Below are 25,448 nucleotides of genomic sequence, written 5' to 3' on the forward strand. Positions count from 1 at the left end.
GCTTTACTACATCAATCAGAGCGAAATCACCAGTTTTCCAATCGTTGTGCCCGACTCAAGCTGCGCGTGGGCTTGTTTCAGCGTATCGGCCGACAGGCCATGCAGGGTTTGCGTAAGCGTCGTTTCCAGCACCCCTTCGTCCAGCAGGTCGGCCACTCGGTTCAGAATGTGGTGCTGTTCAATCATATCGTCGGTCTGGAAGGTAGAGCGGGTGAACATCAATTCCCACGAAAAAGTGACGCTTTTGCTTTTGAGCTTGTTCAGCACAACAGGTGCCGCACTACCGGTAATGGAGGCAATGTGTCCCTGGGGTTTGATGAGCTCGGCCAGGGTATCCCAATAAGCGTTGGTGTCCACAAAGTCGACAATGTAGTCGACGTACTGAAAACCGGCGTTCCGCACTTCGTCGACGAGATTACGGTGATTGACGACCAGATCGGCACCCATTTTCTGGCACCACTCAACCGTTTCGGGGCGCGATGCGGTGGCGATGACGTGCAGACCTAGCAGTTTTTTTGCCAGTTGAATAGCAATGGACCCCACGCCCCCGGCCCCACCGATGATGAGCAGGGTCTTGTTCCGGTCACGTTCAGGCGAGAGCCGCATCCGGTCAAAGAAAATCTCCCAGGCGGTCAGGGCAGTCAGCGGAATGGCGGCTGCGGCTTCATCCGATAAGCTGGTTGGCTTCCGGCCCACGATCCGCTCGTCAATGACCTGGTATTCGGCGTTGCTGCCCGATTTGGTAATATCGCCGGCGTAGTACACCGCGTCGCCCACTTTGAACAGCGTGACCTCACTGCCGACGGCTTCTACCACGCCCGATGCATCCCAGCCAATGATTTTGGCCTGTTCCAGCACCGTATCCTTCGCCGAGTTCTGCCGGATCTTAAAATCCACCGGATTGACCGATATGGCGTTCACCTTTACCAGCAAGTCATGAGGACCCGGAGCGGGTTTGTCGATGTCGACGTCAATAAAACTCGTGGCTTCTGAGATGGGGAGTGATGTCTTGAATCCTACTGCTTTCATATCTGGTTTACGTTAATGCCTTCTTATTGGCCGTGTGCGGCTGTGCTCACTTCGTTCCAGGCTTCCCAGGTTGCCAGCCGTTGTTCATAAACGGCTTTGACGGTTGGGTAGCCAATTTTCCCCAAAAGTAAGCGAAGTGGTGGCTCCAGCGCATCGACCAGTCGGAAAAGTGCGTCGCCAAGAGAGATGCCTGGTCGTGTGGGCAACCTATTCTCCATTTTGGTCAATGCATCAACCCCCGGATACTAGAAACGCCAACTCATCTGAGCTGGCGTTTCTAGTATCCGGTTTAAGCAGTTTACTATTTGCCTTTCAAAATCGTGCCGTATCGGGGCATGTCTTTGAACAGATCAAGGGCTGCTTTCATTTCGGGATCAGTAGCGAACGACGCTTCTTTCAGACCCTTTTGCAGGTAATAATGACCCGCAATTTCCTGTTCCACCAGCGTTTTTAACTCAGGCTTGAAGGTGTTCAGGTCGGCATCTTTGCTGTGCGACATTTTAGTTTTCAACGATTTCAACTGGTTCTGAATCTGGTCGAAGTATTTTTCTTTCCGGGCCGATGCTTCGAGGGTACCGAGGTCTTTCTCTACCTGCGTCGTATAGTCGTATTCTTTATCGCCGAGCCACTTCGTGAACTCACTGTATTCGGCATCGGTCAGGCGGAATTCGCGGGCGGGTTTAATGCTCGCGTGCTCGTGACGGTATTTGACGGCATAGTCGAAAATCAGGCCTTTATTAGTCAGGCTCAACGCAACCGGCGAGGGCGTCTGTGCTTCCACGACAATATCGGGCAATACGCCACCTCCGTCGTACACCACCCGGCCCGCCTTGGTCTTGAACGCGGTTTTCAGCGAGTCCGGAATCTTGCCAACACTGCCGTCTGCATTGCGGTGGCTGTAGTCGATGGCCTGAATGCACCGGCCGCTGGGAATATAGTATTTGGCCGTTGTGATTTTCAACTTCGTATTGAACGACAATTCACGTGTGGTCTGCACCAGTCCTTTTCCATAGGTCCGCTGCCCGATCAATACGCCCCGGTCGTAATCCTGAATAACCCCCGATACGATCTCGGCGGCCGATGCGCTGTGGCTGTTCGTCAACACAACGATGGGTATATCGAGGTCGAGGGGTGGGTTCATGGCGGTGTAGGTCTTGTTCCACTCCGTCACTTTCCCTTTGGTCGTCACTACTTCCGAATCTTTCGGGATGAAAATATTCGAGATGTCGATGGCCATATTGAGTAGTCCACCGGGATTTTCACGAACGTCGAGGATGAGTTTTTTCATCCCTTTACCCTTTAGTTCCTGATAGGCGGTCCGTACTTCGCGCGAAGCCGTGGCCGTAAAATCTTTGAGGTCGATGTACCCGACTTCGTCCGACACCATGCCGTAGTATGGCACATTGGTCATTTTAACCACATCCCGGATCACGCTGAGGTCGAGTGGGGCTTTTTGTCCGTACCGACTAACGGTCAGTTTCACGGCCGTGTTGTTCTGCCCTTTCAGCAGTTTGCCGGGATCGAGTGGTCCGCCATCGCGGTCTTTACGGCTTTTCAGATCGACACCGTCTACTTTAAGTACTTCGTCGCCGATTTGAAGCCCCGATTTTTCGGCGGGGGTGCCTTCATACACCATCAGCACAATGCTTTTACCCTGCCGTTGCCCAATGAGCGCCCCAATGCCGTTGTAGCGGCCGGTGGTCATGGTCATGTAGTCCTCAATTTCGTCTTCGGCGAAGAAGTTTGTGTACGGGTCGAGGGCTTTCAGCATGGCGTCGATGCTGGTTTTGACCATGCGGTTCGGGTTCACCTCATCTACGTAATAGAGATTGAGTTCCTTGAACAGCGTGGCGTAAATGTCCAGGTTGCGGGCTATCTCGAAAAACCGGTCGTCGGTTTTAAACGAAAAGAAGCCAATACCCCCCGCTACAAGAACCGAGGAGGCTAACAGGGTAAGTCGTTTAGAGAAGCGCATAGGAACTTTTGAATGAAGAATGTCTAATGAAGAATGTCTAATGAATTCTGAAGAATTTACTGGTCATGTTCTTCATTCTACATTTTCCATTCTACATTTTCTGTAAAGCTAATTTCATACCTTTTTCTATCTCTTCAAACGAAATTATTTGTTTGGCGGTATAAAGAAAGGCAATGGTAGCGGGTGGCGCGCTGGCTGGTCTGAAAAGTGCCTTGTTCAGGCGGTAGGCTTCCCGGACGCGTCGCTTGATCTGGTTGCGGTCGACGGCGCGTTTGAACATGCGTTTGGGAACGGTAATGACAATGGCGGGCAGAAGCGGCTCGCTGTCCGGACCCGGTTCGGGCTGGGGAATATAGAGCACCCGAAACGGAAAAAGGTAGAACGTCCGCACGGAAGTACTACCTTTTTTAAATAATTCACCAAGAATCTTTTTGCTGCAAAGACGTTCGGATTTCAGGAAGGTTTGCGGCATGAATCAGTGGTTAGTCAGTAGTGATTAGTAGCCAGAAACAAAGCCTGCTGAGAACAGCGACGAATCACCAGCCACTAATGACTAGTCACTAAATTTTAAAGCGGTCGCCTTTTTTCTCGTCAGAGACAGTCAACTTGTGGCGGCCTTTGGCACGACGGCGAGCCAAAACCTGACGGCCATTGGCAGTAGCCATCCGCTCGCGGAAGCCGTGTTTGTTTTTACGCTTCCGGTTCGATGGTTGGTACGTTCTTTTCATGATATATAATCCCTAAAACCTTTATTTTTCCAAATGAGTCCGCAAAGATAGGAGAATGCCTGAGTTTTTCCAAACCTGATTTCAGAAAAACGATTTGACTGACTGATAGTTACTTTTGTACGACTTATCTTGTCATTACCCGTATGCGCTATCGTCTGTCTGCTGACCCCGTTCATCCCCATTATATTGCCGTTGACGCTCATCTAACCGATATTTCAACACCAAACGTTGAGCTTCAGTTGCCCGCCTGGCGTCCGGGACGCTATGAATTACAGCAGTTTGCGAAAAATATCCAGCGGTTAGAAATTGTCGACAAAGCCGGTAAACCACTGCTTTTCCGAAAAATTACCAAAGACCGCTGGCGGGTACAGACGGATGGCGTGAACGAACTTACCGTTCGGTATACCTATTACGCGCTCCTGCCAACGCCCAACCAGCTTAATGCCGGGAGCAGCTTTATCAGCGAGACGCTGCTGTACGTTAACCCGGTAAACCTATGCCTGTATGCTGAAGGGCGCATCTCGGAGCCCTGTACGCTGGAACTGGCCATTCCCGACAGCTGGACCGTTGCCTGTGGCCTGACTCAAGCCCCGTCCGAACAACCCAATATACGTACGCTGCTGGCCACCGACTTTTACGAACTGGTCGATTGTCCGCTCATAGCCGCCCCGGTCATTCAGGATATTCCCTATACCGTTGGCGATACGGCTTTTCACGTCTGGATTCAGGGCGGTCGGCGGACGGATGGAAATCCGACTTTCGATGCCGACCGGATTGTGACCGATTTCCGGCGTTTTTCGGAGAAGCAGATTGAACTCTACGGCGAGTTTCCCGAGAAGGATTACCATTTTCTGACGCTCATTCTGCCCGTTCCGTGTTATCATGGCGTTGAACACCGCAACTCAACGGTGCTCACACTCGGGCCAAACGATGAGGGAGAGGGACTGTACCAGGATTTGCTGGGCGTCTCGTCGCACGAATTGTTCCATACCTGGAACATTATCCGCATCCGCCCCACCGAACTGCTTCCGTACGATTTTACGAAGGAGAATTATTTTACGACCTGTTTTGTGGCGGAGGGCGTAACGACCTATTACGGGGATTTGATGCTTCGGCAATCGGGCGTATTTACCGACGAAGCGTATCTAAAAGAGTTACAGGTGTTAATGAAGCGCCATTTCGAGAATAACGGGCGGGCGTTCCAGTCCCTTACCGAATCGTCCTGGGATTTGTGGCTCGATGGTTACGAAAAGGGCGTCCCCGACCGGAAAGTGTCGGTTTACCACAAAGGAGCTATTGCAGCCCTGATTCTCGATCTGCACATTCGCCAGCTAACCGACCACACCCGCTCGCTGGACGATGTGATGCGGGTAATGTGGCAGCGTTTCGGCAAACCGTTCGTTGGCTATACGCTGGACGATTACCGCGCCGTAACCGAAGCCATTGCAGGCGAGTCCCTTGACTGGTATTATGCGGTATGTATCTTTGGCAATCAGCCGCTTGAACCCCTGCTGAATAAGTATCTGGCGTGGGTTGGCCTGCTGATCGCCTATGAAGAACCTACTCCCGACCAACCGGGCGGCATTCGCTTGCTGGAAATCGACAGTAAAGAAGGCCGTCGGCAAAGAGCGCGGTGGTTTGGTCAGTCCATGGTTGAAGAGCCCGTTTCAGAAGGTCATGTGCATCCCGTACCCGAGGGAAAACTGGGCAAAAATGTAGTTGCGAAATGAAAGATGTAGCAATAAACCTGGATGCATTAACTGCCGAGTTTAAGCAGGCGATGCAGGAATTGTACGGTGAACGACTGGCAAAAGTCATTTTATATGGCTCCTATGCCCGTGGTGACTTTCAGCCCGAATCAGACGTAGATTTCATGGTTGTTTTGAAAGACCGTGAGCTGAAGAGACTGCAGGAAATAGAAAGGACAACGGATGTTGTCCTGCGTCTTTTCGATAAATATGGTCGATTAATTTCGTTCATGCCAACCACCGAAGAAACGTATACATCGAATGATTTTTTGTTTTATCGCAACATTCGGCGCGAAGGCAGGCAGCTATGAAAGAAGAAGTTAGAGTCCTTATGGGGAGGATTCCTGCTTCATACAGAGGCTTACTTACATGGGAAAACGATTACAGATTGAGCTGGCGCATGGCCCATGCCTTGCACCAGCCTAGTATCTTCACTTACTTTCCTGCTTTACTAAAAAAACTTTATCGAGTACCTTCATGCTAAAACGTTTGCCTTTTCTTTTCCTGCTACTCCCGAGTCTGCTTCTGGCGCAGGCTAGACCCGAGAAACCCTGGATGCTTGGCCCCTTTTATAAGGAGAATGCATTCAACCCCATTTTAAGCGCCAAAGCCACAACAGAATTTTACTGCCCAATCCGGCAAAAGCTGGTACGTTGGGAAGAGAAAGACGTGTATAACCCGGCCACGGTGGTGCGGGGCAATAAAGTGTATATGCTCTACCGGGCCGAAGATACCGTTCGGGTTGTGGGCGGCACGTCGAGGTTGGGGCTGGCCGTGAGCACCGATGGTATTCATTTCAAACGGATGCCCAAGCCGGTTTTTTACCCCGACAATGACCCCATGAAGGTATATGAATGGGAGGGTGGTTGCGAAGACCCACGAGTGGTGGAAAGCCCCAACGGTGTGTATGTGATGACCTATACTTCCTACGACGGCGACAAGGCCCGGCTCTGCGTAGCCACCTCGCGGGACCTGATGAAGTGGAATAAACAAGGATTGATTTTTGGCGATGCCGAGAACGGAAAGTACCGGAATAGCTGGTCGAAATCGGGCGCTATTGTCTGCAAACGAATCGGTAGCCGACTGGTTGCGCAGAAAATCAACGGAAAATACTGGATGTACTGGGGCGACCAACCGCAGCTTCGGGTGGCTACGTCGGATGATCTGCTGCACTGGACACCCCTCGAAACCGCTGCGGGGCAACCCATTGTAGCGGCTGAGTCGCGGAAAGGGAAGCACGACGTGCGGCTGATTGAGCCCGGCCCGTTTGCCATGCTGACGCCCAACGGTATCCTGCTGATCTACAACGGTATGAACGACGCCAAAAACGGGGATAAAAACCTGGCCGAAGGTGCTTATGCCGGCGGCCAACTCCTGTTCGACGCCAACGACCCCGCCAAATTACTCGACCGGTCAGAGAACTACTTTATTAAGCCCGACCAGCCTTACGAAATGCTGGGACAGGTGAATCAGGTATGTTTTCTGGAGGGTATGGTGCCCTTTCGGGGTAAGTGGTTTTTGTATTACGGCACGGCTGACTCGAAAATTGGTGTAGCCGTAGCGAAACAGTAAATGAGGTTGATGGCGCGAGGCCGGAGCCTCGCGCCATCAACCTCATTTAAGCCACAGGTCGGCGGTGATGAAAGAGTTGCTGCTTTCCCCAGAACACCAGACCGCAGGACAACAGGATCAGCAGTATATCGAAGCCGAAGCGTTGCAAACCTTCTGCAGCCAGATCGTAGCGGCCACACGCCAGGCCTATCCCGATCATGGCGGCTGCATTGATAATGACCATAGCGATCAATGCACCAGCTATGACGCTCTTGCGAAAGGACGATAAAATGATGGCTCCGGCCAGTGTGCCGCAAATGGAAAGCAAGGTGTCGGCAGGGGAGGGGTGTGCCAAATGGTGAACTTCTTCGCTGGCTGCAAACTGGCTGGCATTGGTTTCGCCCAGAAATTGTAAAAACAGGAATGTCAGTGTCGATGCTGCAATCAGGATGGAGTAGCCAACGAGGGTCGACTTGAAGGCTCGTGCTAATACCAGCCAGCGACGTAGCACTACCGCTAAGGCCATACCGGCAATCGGTTCGAAACCGGGAGCAATAATGGCGGCTGCCACAAATGGCATGATCTGACGCGTTGGCTCCGAGACAATGCCAATGGTTGCCATGATGCCGCCCAATCCCATCAGTATCATAAAATTGGAGGTGATACGACCCTGATGGCGCATCCCGGTTTCTATTTCTTCCCAGATAGCCTCGTCGGCATCGTTCTCCAGTTTCTGGGCTTGATTGGGCTCGATGATGCTTTCCGTCAGCGCCGTGCTAACCATATAGGGCGAGTCGCCACAACATTCGGCCAGTGCCCGTAGTACTTTGTCGGACCCAGTATTGAGCAATTGTACCGATATAGCGTCGCCTACCGGTTTATGGGAACTGCCGGGATAAAAGGCGACGCCTATTACCTCCTCAATGGCAAGCAGGTGGGTTAATACAGCGGCTGTTTTATCGGTAGATAGTTGAATCTGAAACGAACGATGCATAGGACAGGGGATGTAACAATCTAACCGAAGGTGTTTCCTAAATGTTTGTTACGGGGTTCTGACTATAGCGTCCGAAAGAGTAGTATATTTCGCAAAACCCCCGGCTTATCTATGCAAACGTCACGCCCACAAACCCTGTCTTTCGAGGAATACGTTAAACACGATGCCACATCGCTGGCTGAACTGGTAAGTAACGGCGACGTTACGCCCGCCGAACTGCTGGAAACGGCCATTGCGCGGGCCGAAGCAGTCAATCCGCAGCTAAACGCCATCGTGACGCCCCTGTTCGATAAGGGTCGCGACATGGCGAATCAACTGCCGGAGAATGGTGCCTTTCGTGGTGTGCCTTTTCTGCTGAAAGATTTGGAGCTGGAGTGGGCCGGAACACCGCTGAAATCGGGTTCCGCAGGCTACAAAAATTACGTTTCCCCAACCGACAGCGAAACGGTGAAGCGCTTTAAAGCGGCCGGGCTCGTCTTTTTCGGCAAAACCAATACCCCTGAATTCGGTCTGACGCCGTATACGGAGTCGACGCTTTACGGCCCGGCTCATAACCCCTGGAAACTGACGCACTCGCCGGGTGGTTCGAGTGGCGGGTCGGCAGCAGCGGTGGCGGCTGGTATCGTACCCGCTGCATCGGGTTCGGATGGGGGCGGTTCGATCCGAATTCCGGCTTCCTGCTGCGGCCTTTTTGGGCTAAAGCCTTCCCGTGGTCGGATTACACTGGGGCCGGGTTTCGGCGAGTTGTGGAACGGGGCGGTAACGGGCCATTCGCTCACCCGCAGCGTTCGTGACAGTGCCCGCCTGCTGGATGTTATTGCGGGTGGTCCGACGTATCGGTCATTGCCGGGTGAGCCGTATGGCATTGCGCCACCCGAGCGCCCTTACAGTGAAGAAGTTGGCCGGGAGCCGGGTAAGCTACGAATCGCGTTCTCGACGCAGGCATTGATGCCCGGGCAAGTTATTGATCCTGAATGTATCAAAGCCGTGCAGGAGGCCGCCCGCCTGCTCGAAAGCCTGGGGCACTCGCTGGAAGAAGTGCCCTTACCGTACGAGAAAAGCATCATTACCGAAGGTTTTTTTGTGCCCGTACTCAGCGAAACCGGGGCAACACTTCGGGAACTGGAGGCTTATCTGGGCCGTGCTGCCCGGCGCGGGGATGTAGAACTCAATACCTGGGCACAGGCCCGGCTTGCCGAGGGGTTCTCATCGGCTGATGTGGCTTTCCAGAAACGGCGCTGGAACACTCTCAACCGAAGTATGGGGCAGCTACACGCAACGTATGACCTGTTTCTGACGCCTACCTTACCACAGCCGCCCATTGCCATTGGTGCCTTTCAAAACTCACTGGCGGAGCAGCGTCTCATGAAACTGGTGGATTCCTTCGGTGGCCTGAAATACCTGAAAGGCAGCAAAACGATAAACGATCTGGCCGAACGGCTGCTGGGCTACATCTCCTACACGGTCGTGACAAACATGACCGGCCAGCCGTCGATGTCGGTGCCGCTGCATTGGTCGGCAGACGACCTGCCCATCGGGGTGATGTTTGCCGCCAAACTGGGCGACGAAGCAACCCTATTCCGGTTAGCGGGTCAGCTGGAGCAGGCAAAACCCTGGTTCGACAAGCGCCCGAGTTTATGAGTTTTGTTTTGAGACGGATAGATCAAACGCCGTTTTAAGCTACGGGAAGGTAAATATGGAAGGTGGTGCCTTTGTTAGCCTGGCTCGTTGCTGTAATAAATCCCCCATGATTGAGCACTACTTTTTCGCAGATCGCCAACCCGATACCCGTTCCCGCAAATTCACTCTGGCTGTGTAATCGCTGGAAGACCTGGAAGATCCGGTCGAGGTATTTTTCATCAAAACCAATTCCATTGTCAGACACGTCGATGCGGTGATATGTCCGGGCTGAGCGGGTGGGTTTAATTTTTAGCGGTAAGTCAACGGCCTGAACCGTATCGGCTGTTACCTGAATCTGGGGTGATACATCGGGTCGACGAAACTTAAGCGCGTTATGCAGCAGGTTTTGGAAAAGCTGTTCCAGTTGGGTTGGGTCGCCAACTACAGTTGGCATTGGGTCAATCTGAATGACCGCAGCTGTTTCCTGAATAAGTAGCTCCAAATTAGTTAGAACGAGGTTGATAATCCGGTCGAGGGATACCTGCTTTATGGTTTCCGTTCGGGTAGAGATGCGGGAAAAACTGAGTAAATCGCGAATCAGCGTAGACATCCGTCGGGCTGCCGTCTGTATGCGCTCCAGGTATGCTAATTCTTCTTTGGATGAGGTGTTGCCGTACTGAATCCGTAATAAATCACTGAACTGTTGGATTTTACGCAGCGGTTCCTGTAAATCGTGGCTGGCAACATAAGCGAACTTTTCCAGATTTTCGTTTGAGCGGCTAAGCAGCTGATTTGATTCGATCAACTCTTCGTTGGACGCTGCCAGTTCTTCATTGGTTGCTGCTAATTCTTCATTAATGGTCGCCAGTTCTTCGTTCGCCGATTTTAGTTCTTCGGTGCGTTCCTCGACTTGTTTCTCCAGAGCCAATTGTATATTTCGCTGAGCGGTTACATCCTGGGCTGTTCCACTCAGAACGGCAGGTTTGCCATCGAGGTCATAGAACACCTGCCCCTGTGCGTGGATGATTCGTACCTGACCCGTGAGCCGGTTAATGATTGGGTGTTCATTCTGGTAAAAACCGGATGAGCCGGGCTTGATAGCAGCGGCAATGGCAGTCGTAACGGACTGTTTGACATCATTGGGCAGCGGGTTGAATGCTTCGTCGATTTGCTTGGTGGCACTGGAAAAGCCAAGCCAATGCATGAACCGTTCCGAATAAGTGAAAACGCCTGTGTCAATATCCATGCTCCAGGTAGCCAGTTCGGCCAGCTCGATAGCGCCCCGGAGGGAGGCTTCCCGGACTTTAAGCTGCAGCTGAGCCGTTATCTCGTCGGTAATTTCCCGGGCGGTGCCGTAGAAAATAGACGGTTTTTCGGCGGTATCGTAATAATACGTACCCAGCACCCGAACCCAGTGGATGCTGCCATCAGCCCAAATGAAACGGGCTTCATACTGTAGCTTCCCGGTTTTTAAGGCCACCTGATAAGCCGCATCGCGGATAGCCAGATCTTCCGGATGTAAGTGTTCGATAAAAAAAGCACGGCTGAGCAGTGTGCTATCTGTCCCGGTCATGATTTTGGCCAGTAACGGAGAATAATCCAGGTGGTCGTCTGCCAGCCGTACGCTGAACCAGCCCGTATTGCTCCCTTCGAGGGCTAGTTTAGCCAGTCGCTCCGACGTTTTAAACTGATCCTGTATGTGGACGATCTCCGTAATGTTTTGGGCCATACCCGAAAATCGATAGGCTCTGCCCTGTTCATCGAGGAACGCCCTGCCCTCACAGCGTAACCAGCGCAGGTGATCGCTGCCAGCGTCCACTACCCGAAAGTCGACTCTAAAATGGCCGTTAGATACCGAATTCAAACTCCATCGGACGGCCTCGACTACTTGACTTTGGTCGCCCGGGTGAATGTGCTCTACTACCTGATCGAATGGTATAAAGCCATCCCCGGTTGCCCCGAATAGCTTTTTAGTGTAGTCGTCCCAGGTTACCAGTTGGTTAACAGGGTCAAAATGCCAGGTGCCAATCTCTGCGGCCTGCAGCGCAAAAGACAATCGCTCATATTCAGCTTTGCTATCGGGGTAAACAGTTTTTTGCTCCTTGGTCATTGGAGTACTTGCAAAAAGATATTGTCAGTTAACCTCATGTGATAATGTAAGGTTTATCGAACCATAAATCAATAATAGTCTAAAGGGTAGTGTAGTGATCGGGTAGAGAAATCGTAGCCTCATCGGTAATAATCGTTTCTGTCAGGCTAATTTTATATAAATACTTATTTCAATAAATTCATGCAAATTTACTCTACTATAGCTCTGTATTTAGTAGTCTTTGTTCATTATCAAGTGAATACAATTTTATTGTAAGCTTATAGGAATAGAATATCATTCTTTCGCTAACCCGTTAATTAAGTTTTTATGAAAAAAATCGTCTTTTTAATTTACGCTCTTGGCTTATCCTTTACGGTCTTGGCCCAGCAGTACGAACCTGTAAATCCAGCGAAAGATAAACTCGATTACCAGGGGTACACCATCCGGTTGATGCCGTCCAGAGAGGGGTCGTACGGGTACAGTATACTGAAAGGCAAAGCGGTTGTTGCGCATCAACTGCATAATCCGTTCTCGATGGCACCCGTGGGCCTGCGACGAAAAGAAGACGTCTATAAAGTAGCCAAGTGGCAGATCGAACAAGTGCAGACCGGGAAATCCGGGACCGACATCTTTGCCAAACCACTACCCACCAGTGTCGCTCAGACGCTACAGATAAAAAGCCAACAGTAATCAGCTCTATCTACCAACTCGCATGAAAAAGATTTACCTTTTATTTTTTTTAGGAAGTTTAATTGGAAATGTAAAGGGTCAAAGTGGAACCCTCGACCCTTCTTTCGGAAAAAACGGTACGCAAACGACTGCTCTTCCGATTAATATTTTGCAGGAGCAGGCTGTAAAAGTATTACCTCTGACCAGCGGAATGTATGTTGTTACGCGGATCAACAGCGCCGTTGCTGTAGCGAAGTATCTGGCCAACGGTGCCATCGATTCGTCCTATGGCCTGAACGGGTATTCGGTTGCGGTCGACGGTTTGGGGCTTGATGCGATTATGCAGAACGACGGTAAAGTTATTGTCGTAACATCCTCGTCTGTTATTCGCTATACAACAAACGGTACGCTGGACAATTCATTCAGCAGTGATGGTATCCAGACCGTTCCTTCGTCTTCGATCGCTTTGCGATCTGTTACTATTCAGGGCGATAAAATCGTTGTGGCTGCCAGCCGTACCTCGTTCAGCGAGGGCGATTTTGCGGTGCTTCGCTACAACACCGATGGATCGCCGGATACCAGCTTCAGTGAAGATGGCCTGCAAACGACCGATTTTGGCCAGTTTACCAGAGATAATGGTTCTGCACTTGTTGTACAGGGCGATAAAATTCTGGTTGCCGGTACCAGCAATGGGTATCTGGCTCTTGCCCGTTATAATACAGATGGTTCGCCGGACACCAGCTTCAGTCAGGATGGGAAGGTCACGTATGATAATCTGTCATTTTCGCCCGCTCAGTCGGTAGCCATTCTGGGAAACAAAATTTTGGTGCCGGGCGGAGTGGCCAACGATTTTGCAGTGGTTCGTTACAACTCGGATGGTACGCTGGACACAACTTTTGGTACATCCGGGGTGCTCACAACGGATATGGGTGATCAGTTTAATGAGTCGGCGCGGTTAATTACGATCCAGGGCGATAAGTTTGTGCTGACGGGCAACACGAACAACGGCCTGGGGGTTGTACGATACAATAGCGACGGCTCGCTGGATACCAGTTTTGGGAATAACGGTAAAGTAACGACCCGTTTCGACGGTGTTGATTTCGTCAGTCCCGAATCGGTTGCACTTCAGGGCGACAAACTTCTGGTAGCAGGATACGTCTACACCTTCGCGCAATCGAGCGCTTATGATGTGGCGCTGGTGCGGTATAACGCCAACGGCTCGCTCGATACCAGCCTGAGTGACGATGGGAAGCTCATCAGTTTTTTCCCCTATGCCCGCACCTATTTTACCAGCTCCGTTGTTCAGCCCGATGGCAAAGTCGTAGCCGCAGGGTATACATTTATGAACCTGCCCGGCTCCCTGAGCGATGTCTTCGTTGTGGTCCGCTATAATACGGATGGTACCCTGGACAGGACATTCAGTGACGATGGCATACAAACGACCGATTTCGGACCGGGTTCTCAATCCACAGCGAATGCCGTTATGCTTCAGGGAAACAAGATTGTGCTGGCGGGTTATTCCTACAACTCGGACAACAACAACAACACGGATTTTGCCGTGGCCCGCTACAATGCCGACGGTACGCCGGACAACACATTTAGTGACGATGGCAAACAACTGACCGATTTAGGGCCTGCGTCCAATGATTTCGGGCAGCTCGTCATCAGTCAGGGCGATAAAATTGTGGTGGCTGGTTACTCTTATAATTATGAAACAGGCATGAGCATCACACTAACCCGTTATAATGCGAATGGCTCGCTGGATAACACGTTTAGCAGTGATGGCATACAGACAACCAACTTTGGCGACGCTGGGATAACTACCGGCGCCCTGGCGCTCCAGGGCGATAAACTTCTTCTGGCAGGCACCAGCTACAATTTGCAAACCAGCACCCTCGGATTTCTGCTGGCCCGTTATAATGCGGATGGTTCACTCGATACGGGTTTTGGCGATACGGGTATTGTCACTACGGATTTTGGGCCCGGATCAACGGTTTTTGCTAAGTTCATCTGGGTTCAGAGCGACCGAATCTTAGTTGCCGGGTACCAGGGCAACGATACTCAGGTGGCAATGGCCCGCTATAAGCTGGATGGAACACTGGATAACAGTTTCGGTCAGAACGGTAAGCGACTAAGTCCGTTTCCGAACGGAGCGACGACGTATATAACGGCTATGGTGGGCCAGGACGACGGGAAGTTTATTGTGGGAGGAAATACAACAGACCCCGCTACCTACCGACAGACCTTTGCGCTGGCCCGCTATAATCCGGATGGCTCGCTGGATACCGGCTTTACCGGGAGCACTCCCTCCGCCGATAACAGCACATCTTATTACCTGCAGGCACTGAGCACAAGAGGAAATCGGCTTTACGCGGTTGGCTATCGGCAGTCATCCTTTTTTAATGGCTTTGGACTTGGGGCTATGAGCGAAGGGGTAGTGTCTGCTTATAAACTCGAAACGAACGTAAGTGTATCGTGTCCAGCCAGTAAAACAGTGCTGGCCGATCAGGGTATTTGTGGAGCCGTTGTAAAAGACATCGATCCCATAGGGGCTAGTTCACAAACTAAATACATCTTATCGGGTGCTACAAAGGGTAGTAATGTAGGGAGTGCCAGCGGTAAAACGTTCGGTATAGGCGCTACAGTTGTCACGTATACGCAGGCTAGTGAGCCTTCCAAAACCTGTTCCTTTACCGTAACCGTTGTTGATCGGCAGGCACCCACCATAACGGGTCTTTCGGTTAGTCCGAACAACCTATGGCCAGCCAATCACAAGATGGTGGATGTGACGCTTACGTACAACGTGCTGGATAACTGCAAAGCAACTGCCGTGGTATCGGTATCCAGTAATGAACCCCAAACCGGAGCCGACGACGATACTCCCGAAGACTGGCAGATTGTTGACGCCAATCATCTGAAAATCAGGGCCGAGCGGGCCGGTAACGGAAACGGGCGAATCTATACCATCACCCTAACGGCTACGGATGCGTCGGGTAACAAGACGGTGCAAACGACGCAGGTAACCGTACCCAAAAATAACTCGGGCCGGGTAGGAGCCGACGAACTAAGCGTACTGGAAGAGGGTGAAGGCGTCGATGGATTGATGGTGAAGGTCATGCCGAACCCATCGTCGAGCTATTTTACCGTACTCACCAAACGGGCTATGGCCAGTGTCCTGACCATGCGGGTGTCTGATCTTCAGGGACGGATGATGCAGGTTCTGGATAACGTACCGGCCAACGGAACGATGCAGTTGGGGCATACCTATGCGCCGGGTGCCTACGTACTTACGGTAATCGACGGATCAAAGAAAGTAACGGTTAAGCTGCTTAAGCTAGCGGAATAATCGGTCCATCGGCTGGTTAGTACGCATCAATACTCGTCGTCTTAAGCGGCTGTTGGAGAGGTCAATCAGGCAAGGGGAAGACTCTATTTAGCAGGGATCTTCCCCTTGCCTGATTGTTTTTCAGGGCTGATAATCAAGTGATTTTCTCATCATCACGTCTATCTGTTCATCGTCCCCCATTTTGAAAATGTGTTTGTCAAAGGCAACAAAACCATTCTTTTCGTAGAATTTTATTGCTTTGGGATTCGCTTCCCATACGCCTAGCCAGAGAGATGATTTTTCCTGACGTTGCGCTATCTCCAGGGCTTTTTCGTAAAGGAGCTGGCCAACTTTTTTGCCATGATACGCACTTTTCACATAGATGCGTTCTATTTCGAGGGAGGTTTCATCCTGTAGCTCGGTCTGTGCTTTGCCAAGATTCACTTTTAAATAGCCGATAGCCTTCTCGCCTTCCCAGGCAACGAAGAATAACGAATGCGGATTACTTAACTCTGATTTTACCTTTTCGTCACTAAAGTTCTCTTCCAGATATTTTTTCATATCTGTCTCTGTATTGCTGGGCGCGAAGGTTTCAAAAAAGGTTTCCCGTCCGATTAGTTGCACCGCTTTAAAGTCTTCAGTATAAACCTGGTGTATTTGTATTTGCTTCATTGCCATCGTTTGGTAATGGGCAAACTTACTGATAAAACCGGACTACGATTGTAGTCCGGTTTTGTTAAAATGGCTAGTCCAATTGGCAATAACCTGTCATCAGGAATTGATAAAGGCCAGCAGATCAGCGTTAATGGTTGCTGCTTCGGTGGTGGGCATGCCGTGCGGAAAGCCTGGGTATGAAATCAGCTTACCGTGTTTTAACAACTTTACCGCCTTGGCTCCGGCAATTGCAAAGGGTACGATCTGGTCGTCTTCGCCGTGCAGAACCAGTACGGGCACATCCACACTTTTGAGGTCTTCCGTAAAGTCGGTCTCCGAAAAGGCTTTGATGCCATCATGATGGGCTTTTATGCTCCCCATCATGCCCTGCCGCCACCAGTTATCCCGAATGCCCTGCGATACATTGGCGCCTTCCCGATTATAACCATAAAATGGAAGGGTAAAGTCCTGAAAATACTGGGGCCGGTGAGTAGCCGTACCTTCGCGTATTTCATCGAATACCGACATTGGAATACCGTCCGGATTGGTTTCGGTCTGGACCATGAGCGGGGTTACGGCACTGATCAGCACCGCCTTGGCTACCCGGCCCTGGCCATGTTTGGCTACGTACCGAATCACTTCACCGCCCCCGGTTGAGTGGCCAATGTGGATCGCATCCTTTAAATCGAGGAACTGGGTAAGCTCCGCCACATCGGCCACATAGGTATCCATGTCATGCCCTTCGGAGGTTTGGGATGACCGGCCATGCCCTCGTCGGTCATGGGCAATCACGCGAAATCCTTTTTCTACAAAAAACATCAGTTGCGTATCCCAATCGTCGCTCGAGAGCGGCCATCCGTGATGAAAAACGATTGGCTGGCCTGTTCCCCAGTCTTTGTAGTAAATCTCGGTACCGTCACTTACTGTGATCTTGCTCATGTTAGTTGGCGTTAAGTATTGATACTAAATTGAAAGAGATAGGTCATTGATTTTGCCAGAACAAACCTACGGCGGGAAGGGCCGGAGAGCGCGGTATAAATGGACGGGATTACAGTAAAAAGAGGAGATTCTAACCGCCCCGAACCAGTCTACAATTACTGTCTATCAGCTGGTTGACTCCCAGGGCTAACCCAATAGTAAAAATACGGGCATCATGCAGGCTGGCTATACCTGTTTTTGTATATGAGGCTGATAGTTTCTTCAAACAATTTGAGTAACGATCTCTTTATAGATTAAAATAAGATTAAAATCGTGCCAATATAATTTTAATTATTTTTGTAAGTCATTCAAATTCAGTGGGCTATCATAGGGAGGCCGCAAAACAGAATAGGTGTTTTGACGAGCCGATTCCGTTGTAACCCGGAGCAGGGTTGGTGGCGCAAACTTAGTTAATCGTCAATAAAAGCAATTTCGTAGCTGATCGCATCAAAAATTTATGAGTTTTGCGGACAATCTGGTTCCATTAATTACGCTCATTGCCCTGGAGGTAATTCTGGGCATCGACAACATTATTTTCATTTCCATACTGGCCGACAAACTGCCGGTTGAGCAGCGCGACCGGTTGCGCTACTGGGGACTGGGCCTGGCCATGGTCATGAGGCTGGCCCTGCTGGCAGTCTTATCCTGGATTCTGCAACTGGATCAAACCCTGTTTACCATCGGGACGATTGATTTTAGTGGTAAAGACCTGATTCTACTGGCAGGAGGGCTTTTCTTGCTGTATAAAAGCACCAAAGAAATTTACCACAAGGCCGAAGTGGGCAACGACGCCAACGCACCCGACACCACCAAATCAACCTTCCGGGACCTGTTGATTCAGGTGCTCATTCTGGATATGGTCTTTTCTGTCGACTCGATCATCACCGCTGTTGGCATGGTCGATCAGCTTTGGGTCATGTATACGGCTGTTGTCGTTACGGTAGGGGTTATGCTCGTGGCTTCCAAACCGATCGCTTCGTTTATCAGCAAACACCCCTCGTTCAAAATTTTAGCGCTGTGTTTCCTGCTCATCATCGGTATGTCGCTGGTGGCCGAAGGGCTTCATTTTGCTATTCCCAAAGGCTATATCTATTTCTCCATGGCCTTTGCTTTTCTGGTGGACTTCATTCAGTTAAAAACCGTACGCCCAGCAAAAACAGAATGAAGACTATTTTAGCCCTTGCCTTTACATTCCTGGTTTTACCCTGTTTTGGGCAACAAAAGTATGAACGAGAATACAGGATTAAGTCCGGGGCCGTTCCACAAAAAGCCGCCCGCTTTATCAACGAGGTATTCAACCAGACAACCATTCACTGGTATGGCGAAGAAAGCTTAACGGGAACGACCATCGAGGCCAAACTGAAGTCGGGAGGAAAGCGATACAGTATCGAATTTGACCTGTCGGGCAAGATTCAGGACGTTGAAATACAGCGCCGTTTTAACCAAATTCCTGCCCAGACCCGGAAAACACTGAGCGAGGGATTGAACCAGAAGTTTGATCGGTTCTCCGTGGTGAAAACGCAGTTGCAATGGACCGCCAGCCAGGATGACCTAAAAACGGCCATTCTGACCGACAAGCTGCCCTCCTCCGTTCAAATCCGGTACGAGTTGATTCTGAAAGCCCGAAAGAATCGTTCCGCCAACTATTACGAAGTGCTGTGTGAACAGAACGGAGCGATCGTCAGCATTCACCAGTTGGTACAGCGTAACACGAATAACCTGATTTACTGATGGGTAAAGGTTTCTTTGTTACGTTTATGCTGCTTTTTATCACCCTGGCGGCCGTCGCTCAGGACCGGTACGTAGCGGGTACGCTCCCTCAGCTAAACATTAATTTTTCGCTGCCGAAGAAGTTCAGGCTCAACACAAAGCTCGAATCCCGTCAGCTATTTGCTGAACGCGGGCCAAACGAGTCGACCAGCAACCGGTTTCGGTATGAGCGAACCGATCTGGCCCTGGTGCTTACGAAAAAATCGTCCCTTAACTCAACCCTGGGTGGCGGGTATTTGATCCGGCTCGAAGACAATCAACTCATCCATCGGCTGATCCAGCAAGCAAATCTGGTCAACGATCTTGGCTTGATTACCGTTGCGCACCGGCTTGTTCTCGACGAGACATTCCGACCGGACGAACCCGTAGAAGTTAGACTTAGGTACCGGCTTAGTCTGGAAAAAGCCCTGAACGGCCAACGGGTTGACCCTAACGAAATGTACCTAAGGTTTAACAATGAGTATCTGGGGATTTGGGCACCCAACCGAACCGATTTGGAAATTCGCGCTTCATTTGCGGTGGGTTACAATGCTCTTAATGGCAATAAAATTGAGTTGGGTGCTGAGTACCGGGTGAATGAGTTTGACCAGTCCAGTCAGGCGCACCAATACTGGGCAACTGTTAGCTGGTTTATCAATATCTAGAGAGCTACCTGCTTGCCCGAAGCCTGATCAGACTGCAAAGAACAACTTCATGGTGAAACCTAGACAGGGGACAATGTCTGATAACTGCCATCAGGCTTGAAAATTATGATCAGGCTTCCTCCGTTTCCTCCTGAGATCCGTCTGACTCCCCCACTCATCTTACGGTTCGTAAATGGCATAACATTATCCGTCCAGCGCGTTTTTAGTGTGGAACGCGGGTAGACACGGTCGCCGATAATCTGTTCCAGACACTGGTTCAGCGCGTTTTTGTCGCTGGTTGCCGTTTTGATGGTCCTTCGTGAATCGGCGTCAAAAACCAGGATAATATCTCCTTGGAACGAGGCAAACTGGCTGGGTGGATTATCCTTATAATGATCGTCAATAGCGGGTGACAGCAACCAGCATAAATTTCCTTCTTCGTTTTGATACTGGCTAAGCAGAACAATTCCTTTGTCGTTGTTCCAATAGTTGTTCCGCACACAACTACTGATGAAGTTGGATAGGAGTTGCCGCTTCGTTTCATCGGTATCCAGCTTAACCTGTTTGACTGCACTGCAGGGAGGGGGATATCCCGACTGTGCCTTCGAAAAGGAAATGAGTAGCCCTATGTTCAGGAGAAAGGCAGTCCAATGTATAGCCCGTTTCATACCACCGAGTTTTTTTATCAGTAAACGTTACGTCAAACGAAGCTATTGCTAAAAGAGACAAGCCGTTTGCAAATGCCCTGCCTGCGGGCAGACCCGTTCGACATCGCAGCTGCGAACCGACACCAGCAGTTGCCTTCGGAGTAACGCCTTTTTTTATCATTTTTTTGGAAGGGGGGACCCGGCCAGTCGGTTCGGTTGTCTTCTGGGTAATTAATGCCCATTCGTTGATGAATTGGCTATTCGGTTCGTGAGCGGCTTCCCCGTTTATGAACGACTAACCAGCAACGGGTGTCCAACTACAACCTGAAAAGTGATAGAACGCAATGACAATATCGCTACCGAAGAGAATACGATTCCTGTGTCTTTTTGTCGTCGCCATGTCGGTGCTGATAACGGGTGAGGCCCACAAGCGAACGAATCTGCCCGTTACCACCAACAAAAAAGCGGCCATCATCATTAAAGGAAAAGTGACGGCGCAGGAAGACCGGATGGCGCTGCCCGGCGTCAATATCAGCATTAAAGGCACCACCGTGGGTACGACCACGGATGCCGACGGGAACTACTCGATCAGTGTGCCTTCGAAAGAAAACACGCTGATCTTCTCATTTCGGGGCTATGGCAGAGCTTCGATATTTTTGGCCGGGTAGCGGTACGCTGTCCGGTTGTTTTCACGACCGCTTATGATGAATATGCCCTGAAAGCGTTTCAGGTGCATAGCGTCGATTACCTGCTCAAGCCTGTCGACGACACGGCCCTGCGCCGGAGTTTGAGCAAGTTTCGGCAGATGCAGCAACTTTACGGCACGGCCAGCCCCACCCTCGACCTGCGCGACTTGCTGGTTACACTGCGCCCGTCTGCCAGTATTACTTCCGATTACCGCGAGCGGTTTCTGCTCAAACAGGGAACGCGGCTGTTGCCCGTGGAGGTATCCGATATGGCTTACTTCTTCACCCGCGACCGGCTGACGTTTGTGCGAACCTGGGATGGCCGGGATTTGCTGATGGATTACACGCTGGACGAGCTGGCCCAGAAACTGAATCCGCAGCATTTCTTCCGCGCCAACCGGCAGTTTATTGTCCAGATCAAAGCCGTGGGGCGGGTACACCTGCACTTCAACGGTCGGCTGAAACTCGATCTGAAGCCGGTCATTACCGACGACGTATACATCAGCCGTGAGCGTGCCAGCGAATTTCGGGTGTGGATGGGCGAGTAAAAACAGGTGATCTGGCCAAACGCTTAGCCAAAAAGCAGTATATTGACCAGCTAACGAACTACAAGCCAACTTTTACAAACACAGCATGAAGAAAGTAGTACCCACCTGTTTTATCGGATTATTGACGGTTTTTCTCTTTCCTGTCCATAACACACAGGCGCAGGATCTGGAACCGGGTAAAGTTGCCAACGTGCAAGTCCAGTACACAAAGGAGATCGACCAGTTAGCCAAAAACAAGCAGATTCAAAAGGCGTTTCAGTTCATTGTCGCCCAAAACAAACGGAACCGCGATGAATTGATTAAACTCACCGAAATTCCGGCTCCGCCCTTTCTGGAAGAAAAACGGGGGGTCGAGTTTGCCGCGATGCTGAAAGAAGCGGGTGCCGACTCGGTCTGGACCGATAAGGTGGGTAACGTACTTGCTCTTCGAAAAGGTAAACAAAGCAAGCGTACGGTGGCCCTCGATGGTCACCTGGATACGGTATTTCCGGCCGAAACAGACGTTCGGGTAAAAGCGAAAGGAGATACGCTCTTCGCACCGGGCATTGGCGACGATACGCGCGGGCTGGTGGCCGTAGTGGCGGTGCTGCGGGCATTGGAAGATGCCAACATCGAAACCCAGTCTGATGTGCTGTTTATTGGCTCAGTGGGCGAAGAGGGGCTGGGCGACTTACGCGGTGTAAAACACCTCTTTAGCAATCAAAGCCGCCGAATCGACTCCTGGATTTCGATTGAAGCAGGAGCCATGGGACGCGCCAGCAACATGGGCCTGGGGTCTAACCGCTACCGGATCACGTTCAAAGGCCCCGGCGGGCATTCGTGGGGAGCTTTCGGTCTGGCAAACCCCCAACATGCGCTGGGTTCCGCCATCCACTACTTTTCGAAAGCGGCCGACAAATTCACCCGTACCGGTGCCCGAACCAGCTTCAACGTGGGCCGTATTGGCGGGGGAACGTCCGTTAACTCCATTCCCTTTTCGTCCTGGATGGAAGTGGACATGCGTTCCGAAATTCCGGAGAACCTCGTGCTGATTGATTCGCTGCTGAAATCGTCTGTTCAGAAAGCGCTCGAAGAACATAACCAGATGCGCCGGTCGGGGCCAGCTTTGACCGTTGACTTTGAGCGAATAGGGGAGCGCCCTTCCGGTGAGTTACCCGAAACGCTCCCGCTGGTGCAGCGATCCATGGCTGCCATTGCCCATTTTGGTGAATCGCCTAAAATTGGACGCGGTTCTACGAACGGAAACATTCCCATCTCAAAAGGGATTCCGGCGGTTACCATCGGTCAGGGGGGACTAACGGGAGGCACGCTCTCAATGAGTGGTGGCTTGATAAGGATGCTTATAAGGCGATTCAGGCCGCGCTGCTGACGCTGGTGGCCGAAGCAGGCATGGTAAAACCCTGATTTATCGTTTCCTGGTCAGACAAAACGGTATACTCCCGTCTTTGACGTAAGCGGGGGCGAGGAGGCCGGTTGATCGGGAAAGTCCTGTTGCTGACCCACCAGTGATAAAGCAGCTACGGAGGCACTGCTTTTCAGGAAGTGACGACGTAGTTTTTCGCAGTTTCTCAGAAATTCTTGGAGATAAGTTAATCCGGCTGGCCCCTACGCTGTCCGTAATGGCCTACTTATGTCCATGGACGTTCAAAAAAGATTATCCGTGAAATACTATCGGGAAACGGGTATTTTTGCAGTAATCCGTTTGGTATTACCCCAATTCCCCAATATCCTCTAAACTATGCGTCGACTTACACTCCTTGCTGTTTTCGTTAGTTTTTCACTTGTATCATTAGCCCAGACACCCGCCCCGTATGGTGCCGTTCCGTCGGCCCGTCAGCTTGCGTGGCATAAGCTCAAGTACTACGCCTTCGTTCATTTCAATATGAACACCTTCACCAATGAAGAGTGGGGGCATGGCACCGAAACCCCCGACCAATTCAACCCAACCCAACTCGATTGTCGGCAGTGGGCTAAAGTAGCGAAAGAAGCGGGTATGGAAGGGATTGTGATCACGGCCAAACACCACGATGGCTTCTGCCTGTGGCCGTCGAAATACGCCGAACACTCGGTCAAAAACAGCAAATGGCGTGATGGGAAGGGCGATGTTTTGAAGGATTTATCGGAAGCCTGTAAAGAGTACGGCCTTAAGTTCGGTGTGTACCTGTCGCCCTGGGACCGTAACCACCCCGCCTACGGTACGCCGGAATACAACGAGGTATTCAAGAAAACCCTTCAGGAAGTGTTGACCCAGTACGGCGACGTATTTGAGGTCTGGTTCGACGGGGCAAATGGCGAAGGGCCGAACGGCAAAAAGCAGGTCTATGACTGGCCCGGATTCATCGAGACGGTGCGAAAATACCAGCCCAACGCCGTTATCTTCAGCGATGCCGGTCCCGACATTCGATGGGTGGGCAACGAAGACGGGTACGCGGGCGAAACCAACTGGAGCACCCTCAACCGCGATAAAGTTTACCCCGCTTACCCGAATTACTGGGAGTTGACGCTGGGTCATGAAGATGGCACGCACTGGGTGCCTACCGAAGTGAACTGCTCCATCCGGCCGGGCTGGTACTACCACGCCAGCGAAGACAACAAAGTTAAATCACTGGAACACCTGGTCGATATCTATTACAGCTCCATCGGGCGAAACGGCAACTGGCTCCTCAATCTGCCCGTCGACCGGCGGGGGCTGGTGCATGAAAACGATGTAAAGCAGCTCATGGCGCTGAAAGCGTATACCGACAAGGCCACGCATAACCTCGCCGGGGGCAAAAAGATCACCAGCAACAGCGTCTTCAGCAAGGCTCCTACTTTTGCCGCCAGCAACGTGCTCGATAACAGCCGGGATACCTACTGGGCTGCTGCTGAAGGCGCAAAACAGGCGACTCTCGACATTGACCTGGGCAAACCCACAACCCTGAACCGCCTGCTGATTGAGGAATACATTGCGCTGGGGCAACGCGTGAAGAAGTTTTCGGTGGCAGCCTGGCAAAAAGATAGCTATCAGACCATTGCCAGCGGAACGACCATCGGCAACCGGCGTATTCTGCGCTTCCCGACCGTAACGACCAGCAAAATCCGGGTGACCATCGACGAGTCGAAAGCGAGCCCGCTGATCCGGCACATCGAAATGTACAACGCGCCCGAGTTGATCGTAACGCCCGTTATCAGCCGGAATAAAGAGGGCATGGTGACGATTGCCTGTCCGAAAACGACCGATCCGGTCATTACCTACACCCTCGATGGCTCGGAGCCCACGGCTCAAAGTCAGCGGTTTACCCAGGCCGTTGCCTTGCCGCAGGGTGGGGTGGTAAAAGCCCGCGCTTTCGTGGACAACATGAAAAAGGCGAGCAGCCCCGTAACGACCGAGTTTGATATCAGTTCCGCAAAATGGACGGTTATCTCAACCGGCGACGCATCGCCCAAAAAAGAAGCTGCCCGGCTGATCGACGGCAACGCGGACACCTTCTGGCAGCAACGCAAACAGCCCGAAAATCCGACATCGGTGGTGCTGGATTTAGGCGAGTCATTACCCTTGAAAGGATTCACGTACATGCCTCGTCAGGATGGGAAAAAGACGGGTATTGTGTATCGGTATGCCGTTTCGGTGAGTGAGGACGGCAAAACGTGGACCGGGCCGATCAGTCAGGGTGCGTTCAACAACATTAACAATAACCCCGTTGGGCAGGCGATTCGCTTCGACAAGCCTCAAACGGCCCGGTTCCTAAAGTTCGACGCTCTGGAAACAACCGAGGCCAGCGACGCCACTGTTTCCATTGCCGAGCTGGGTGTACTGACCCGCTGATTTTCCTCA

The 25,448-nt window shown here is 51.4% G+C and carries 23 protein-coding genes; 13 read left to right on the top strand and 10 right to left on the bottom strand.

Annotated features, from left to right (window positions below; all coding sequences use genetic code 11):
* Positions 1 to 15: 15 nt before the first annotated feature.
* The 5 genes from CRO74_RS19965 to rpmH form a co-directional block, all read right to left on the bottom strand.
* Positions 16 to 1,029 carry a zinc-binding alcohol dehydrogenase family protein gene (locus tag CRO74_RS19965; protein WP_097128192.1) on the bottom strand — a complete coding sequence of 338 codons (1,014 nt, stop codon included), beginning with the start codon at positions 1,027 to 1,029 and terminating at the stop codon, positions 16 to 18.
* Between the two features lie 23 nt (positions 1,030 to 1,052).
* Positions 1,053 to 1,235 (bottom strand): hypothetical protein, encoded by a 183-nt coding sequence (locus tag CRO74_RS19970; RefSeq protein ID WP_245877918.1) that lies wholly within the window; start codon positions 1,233 to 1,235, stop codon positions 1,053 to 1,055.
* Positions 1,236 to 1,330: 95 nt separating this feature from the next.
* On the bottom strand, positions 1,331 to 3,004 hold the full coding sequence (locus CRO74_RS19975) for a S41 family peptidase (RefSeq protein ID WP_097128193.1): 1,674 nt from the start codon (positions 3,002 to 3,004) through the stop codon (positions 1,331 to 1,333).
* Between the two features lie 91 nt (positions 3,005 to 3,095).
* Complete coding sequence (locus CRO74_RS19980) at positions 3,096 to 3,476, bottom strand: ribonuclease P protein component (protein WP_097128194.1); 381 nt, start codon at positions 3,474 to 3,476, stop codon at positions 3,096 to 3,098.
* A gap of 88 nt (positions 3,477 to 3,564) precedes the next feature.
* Positions 3,565 to 3,732, bottom strand: coding sequence for a 50S ribosomal protein L34 (gene rpmH, locus CRO74_RS19985; protein WP_012928422.1), 168 nt, complete (start codon positions 3,730 to 3,732; stop codon positions 3,565 to 3,567).
* 143 nt (positions 3,733 to 3,875) lie between these two features.
* Here rpmH and CRO74_RS19990 point away from each other — a divergent pair, with 143 nt between their 5' ends.
* The 3 genes from CRO74_RS19990 (at position 3,876) to CRO74_RS20000 (ending at position 7,052) form a co-directional block, all read left to right on the top strand.
* Positions 3,876 to 5,462, top strand: coding sequence for a M61 family metallopeptidase (locus tag CRO74_RS19990; protein WP_097128195.1), 1,587 nt, complete (start codon positions 3,876 to 3,878; stop codon positions 5,460 to 5,462).
* On the top strand, positions 5,459 to 5,791 hold the full coding sequence (locus CRO74_RS19995; protein WP_097128196.1) for a nucleotidyltransferase domain-containing protein: 333 nt from the start codon (positions 5,459 to 5,461) through the stop codon (positions 5,789 to 5,791). Before CRO74_RS19990 ends, CRO74_RS19995 begins: the two co-directional genes overlap by 4 nt.
* Before the next feature lie 166 nt (positions 5,792 to 5,957).
* A complete protein-coding gene (locus tag CRO74_RS20000; protein ID WP_097128197.1) occupies positions 5,958 to 7,052 on the top strand; it encodes a glycoside hydrolase family 130 protein in 1,095 nt (364 codons plus the stop codon).
* 46 nt (positions 7,053 to 7,098) lie between these two features.
* Here the strand turns inward: CRO74_RS20000 and CRO74_RS20005 are convergent, their stop codons facing one another.
* The gene (locus CRO74_RS20005) at positions 7,099 to 8,025 is read right to left on the bottom strand and encodes a DUF389 domain-containing protein (RefSeq protein ID WP_097128198.1); all 927 of its coding nucleotides are present in this window, start codon (positions 8,023 to 8,025) and stop codon (positions 7,099 to 7,101) included.
* A 111-nt stretch (positions 8,026 to 8,136) separates the two neighbouring features.
* On the opposite strand from CRO74_RS20005, the gene CRO74_RS20010 reads away from it, so the two are divergent.
* Entirely contained in the window at positions 8,137 to 9,666 is a 1,530-nt protein-coding gene (locus CRO74_RS20010) for an amidase (protein ID WP_097128199.1), read from the top strand.
* Positions 9,667 to 9,700: 34 nt separating this feature from the next.
* On the opposite strand, the gene CRO74_RS20015 is transcribed toward CRO74_RS20010, so the two are convergent.
* Positions 9,701 to 11,755: a PAS domain-containing sensor histidine kinase gene (locus tag CRO74_RS20015; RefSeq protein WP_097128200.1), complete on the bottom strand. Its 2,055-nt coding sequence runs from the start codon at positions 11,753 to 11,755 to the stop codon at positions 9,701 to 9,703.
* A gap of 306 nt (positions 11,756 to 12,061) precedes the next feature.
* On the opposite strand from CRO74_RS20015, the gene CRO74_RS20020 reads away from it, so the two are divergent.
* Positions 12,062 to 12,424, top strand: a complete 363-nt coding sequence (locus CRO74_RS20020; protein ID WP_097128202.1) for a hypothetical protein — start codon at positions 12,062 to 12,064, stop codon at positions 12,422 to 12,424.
* Between the two features lie 22 nt (positions 12,425 to 12,446).
* Complete coding sequence (locus CRO74_RS20025; protein WP_097128203.1) at positions 12,447 to 15,749, top strand: delta-60 repeat-containing protein; 3,303 nt, start codon at positions 12,447 to 12,449, stop codon at positions 15,747 to 15,749.
* A gap of 120 nt (positions 15,750 to 15,869) precedes the next feature.
* Here CRO74_RS20025 and CRO74_RS20030 read toward each other — a convergent pair whose 3' ends face one another.
* Together CRO74_RS20030 and CRO74_RS20035 are read right to left on the bottom strand one after the other, a co-directional pair.
* On the bottom strand, positions 15,870 to 16,400 hold the full coding sequence (locus CRO74_RS20030) for a GNAT family N-acetyltransferase (protein ID WP_097128708.1): 531 nt from the start codon (positions 16,398 to 16,400) through the stop codon (positions 15,870 to 15,872).
* Positions 16,401 to 16,499: 99 nt separating this feature from the next.
* Positions 16,500 to 17,321, bottom strand: a complete 822-nt coding sequence (locus tag CRO74_RS20035) for an alpha/beta fold hydrolase (protein WP_097128205.1) — start codon at positions 17,319 to 17,321, stop codon at positions 16,500 to 16,502.
* A gap of 496 nt (positions 17,322 to 17,817) precedes the next feature.
* Here CRO74_RS20035 and CRO74_RS20040 point away from each other — a divergent pair, with 496 nt between their 5' ends.
* The 3 genes from CRO74_RS20040 to CRO74_RS20050 are packed head-to-tail and all read left to right on the top strand — an operon-like array spanning position 17,818 to position 19,774.
* Entirely contained in the window at positions 17,818 to 18,525 is a 708-nt protein-coding gene (locus CRO74_RS20040) for a TerC family protein (RefSeq protein WP_097128207.1), read from the top strand.
* Positions 18,522 to 19,091, top strand: a complete 570-nt coding sequence (locus tag CRO74_RS20045) for a hypothetical protein (RefSeq protein WP_097128209.1) — start codon at positions 18,522 to 18,524, stop codon at positions 19,089 to 19,091. The genes CRO74_RS20040 and CRO74_RS20045 overlap by 4 nt, the downstream gene beginning before the upstream one ends.
* Positions 19,091 to 19,774: a DUF2490 domain-containing protein gene (locus CRO74_RS20050; RefSeq protein WP_097128210.1), complete on the top strand. Its 684-nt coding sequence runs from the start codon at positions 19,091 to 19,093 to the stop codon at positions 19,772 to 19,774. The genes CRO74_RS20045 and CRO74_RS20050 overlap by 1 nt, the downstream gene beginning before the upstream one ends.
* Before the next feature lie 59 nt (positions 19,775 to 19,833).
* On the opposite strand, the gene CRO74_RS20055 is transcribed toward CRO74_RS20050, so the two are convergent.
* On the bottom strand, positions 19,834 to 20,421 hold the full coding sequence (locus tag CRO74_RS20055; protein ID WP_097128212.1) for a hypothetical protein: 588 nt from the start codon (positions 20,419 to 20,421) through the stop codon (positions 19,834 to 19,836).
* Between the two features lie 323 nt (positions 20,422 to 20,744).
* Here CRO74_RS20055 and CRO74_RS20060 point away from each other — a divergent pair, with 323 nt between their 5' ends.
* From CRO74_RS20060 to CRO74_RS20075, 4 genes are all read left to right on the top strand, one after another.
* Positions 20,745 to 21,068: a carboxypeptidase-like regulatory domain-containing protein gene (locus tag CRO74_RS20060; protein WP_245877919.1), complete on the top strand. Its 324-nt coding sequence runs from the start codon at positions 20,745 to 20,747 to the stop codon at positions 21,066 to 21,068.
* Positions 21,069 to 21,130: 62 nt separating this feature from the next.
* Positions 21,131 to 21,634 (top strand): LytR/AlgR family response regulator transcription factor, encoded by a 504-nt coding sequence (locus CRO74_RS20065; protein ID WP_245877920.1) that lies wholly within the window; start codon positions 21,131 to 21,133, stop codon positions 21,632 to 21,634.
* 85 nt (positions 21,635 to 21,719) lie between these two features.
* Complete coding sequence (locus CRO74_RS20070) at positions 21,720 to 23,003, top strand: M20/M25/M40 family metallo-hydrolase (protein ID WP_245877921.1); 1,284 nt, start codon at positions 21,720 to 21,722, stop codon at positions 23,001 to 23,003.
* Between the two features lie 369 nt (positions 23,004 to 23,372).
* Positions 23,373 to 25,439 (top strand): alpha-L-fucosidase, encoded by a 2,067-nt coding sequence (locus CRO74_RS20075; protein ID WP_097128217.1) that lies wholly within the window; start codon positions 23,373 to 23,375, stop codon positions 25,437 to 25,439.
* The last annotated feature ends 9 nt before the right edge of the window (positions 25,440 to 25,448 follow it).

Origin of the sequence: Spirosoma fluviale (assembly GCF_900230225.1) — a bacterium.
GTDB lineage: Bacteria > Bacteroidota > Bacteroidia > Cytophagales > Spirosomataceae > Spirosoma > Spirosoma fluviale.

Bases quoted from the DNA above. Each gene is read 5' to 3' on its own strand.
- CRO74_RS20050 (WP_097128210.1), top strand. From the start codon at position 19,091: ATGGGTAAAGGTTTCTTTGTTACGTTTATGCTGCTTTTTATCACCCTG.
- CRO74_RS20025 (WP_097128203.1), top strand. From the start codon at position 12,447: ATGAAAAAGATTTACCTTTTATTTTTTTTAGGAAGTTTAATTGGAAAT.
- CRO74_RS19965 (WP_097128192.1), bottom strand. From the start codon at position 1,029: ATGAAAGCAGTAGGATTCAAGACATCACTCCCCATCTCAGAAGCCACG.
- CRO74_RS20055 (WP_097128212.1), bottom strand. From the start codon at position 20,421: ATGAAACGGGCTATACATTGGACTGCCTTTCTCCTGAACATAGGGCTA.
- CRO74_RS20000 (WP_097128197.1), top strand. From the start codon at position 5,958: ATGCTAAAACGTTTGCCTTTTCTTTTCCTGCTACTCCCGAGTCTGCTT.
- CRO74_RS19975 (WP_097128193.1), bottom strand. From the start codon at position 3,004: ATGCGCTTCTCTAAACGACTTACCCTGTTAGCCTCCTCGGTTCTTGTA.
- CRO74_RS20045 (WP_097128209.1), top strand. From the start codon at position 18,522: ATGAAGACTATTTTAGCCCTTGCCTTTACATTCCTGGTTTTACCCTGT.
- CRO74_RS20005 (WP_097128198.1), bottom strand. From the start codon at position 8,025: ATGCATCGTTCGTTTCAGATTCAACTATCTACCGATAAAACAGCCGCT.
- CRO74_RS20070 (WP_245877921.1), top strand. From the start codon at position 21,720: ATGAAGAAAGTAGTACCCACCTGTTTTATCGGATTATTGACGGTTTTT.
- CRO74_RS20015 (WP_097128200.1), bottom strand. From the start codon at position 11,755: ATGACCAAGGAGCAAAAAACTGTTTACCCCGATAGCAAAGCTGAATAT.
- CRO74_RS20060 (WP_245877919.1), top strand. From the start codon at position 20,745: ATGACAATATCGCTACCGAAGAGAATACGATTCCTGTGTCTTTTTGTC.
- CRO74_RS19995 (WP_097128196.1), top strand. From the start codon at position 5,459: ATGAAAGATGTAGCAATAAACCTGGATGCATTAACTGCCGAGTTTAAG.
- CRO74_RS20035 (WP_097128205.1), bottom strand. From the start codon at position 17,321: ATGAGCAAGATCACAGTAAGTGACGGTACCGAGATTTACTACAAAGAC.
- CRO74_RS20040 (WP_097128207.1), top strand. From the start codon at position 17,818: ATGAGTTTTGCGGACAATCTGGTTCCATTAATTACGCTCATTGCCCTG.
- CRO74_RS20075 (WP_097128217.1), top strand. From the start codon at position 23,373: ATGCGTCGACTTACACTCCTTGCTGTTTTCGTTAGTTTTTCACTTGTA.
- CRO74_RS20030 (WP_097128708.1), bottom strand. From the start codon at position 16,400: ATGAAGCAAATACAAATACACCAGGTTTATACTGAAGACTTTAAAGCG.
- CRO74_RS20020 (WP_097128202.1), top strand. From the start codon at position 12,062: ATGAAAAAAATCGTCTTTTTAATTTACGCTCTTGGCTTATCCTTTACG.
- rpmH (WP_012928422.1), bottom strand. From the start codon at position 3,732: ATGAAAAGAACGTACCAACCATCGAACCGGAAGCGTAAAAACAAACAC.
- CRO74_RS20010 (WP_097128199.1), top strand. From the start codon at position 8,137: ATGCAAACGTCACGCCCACAAACCCTGTCTTTCGAGGAATACGTTAAA.
- CRO74_RS19990 (WP_097128195.1), top strand. From the start codon at position 3,876: ATGCGCTATCGTCTGTCTGCTGACCCCGTTCATCCCCATTATATTGCC.
- CRO74_RS19980 (WP_097128194.1), bottom strand. From the start codon at position 3,476: ATGCCGCAAACCTTCCTGAAATCCGAACGTCTTTGCAGCAAAAAGATT.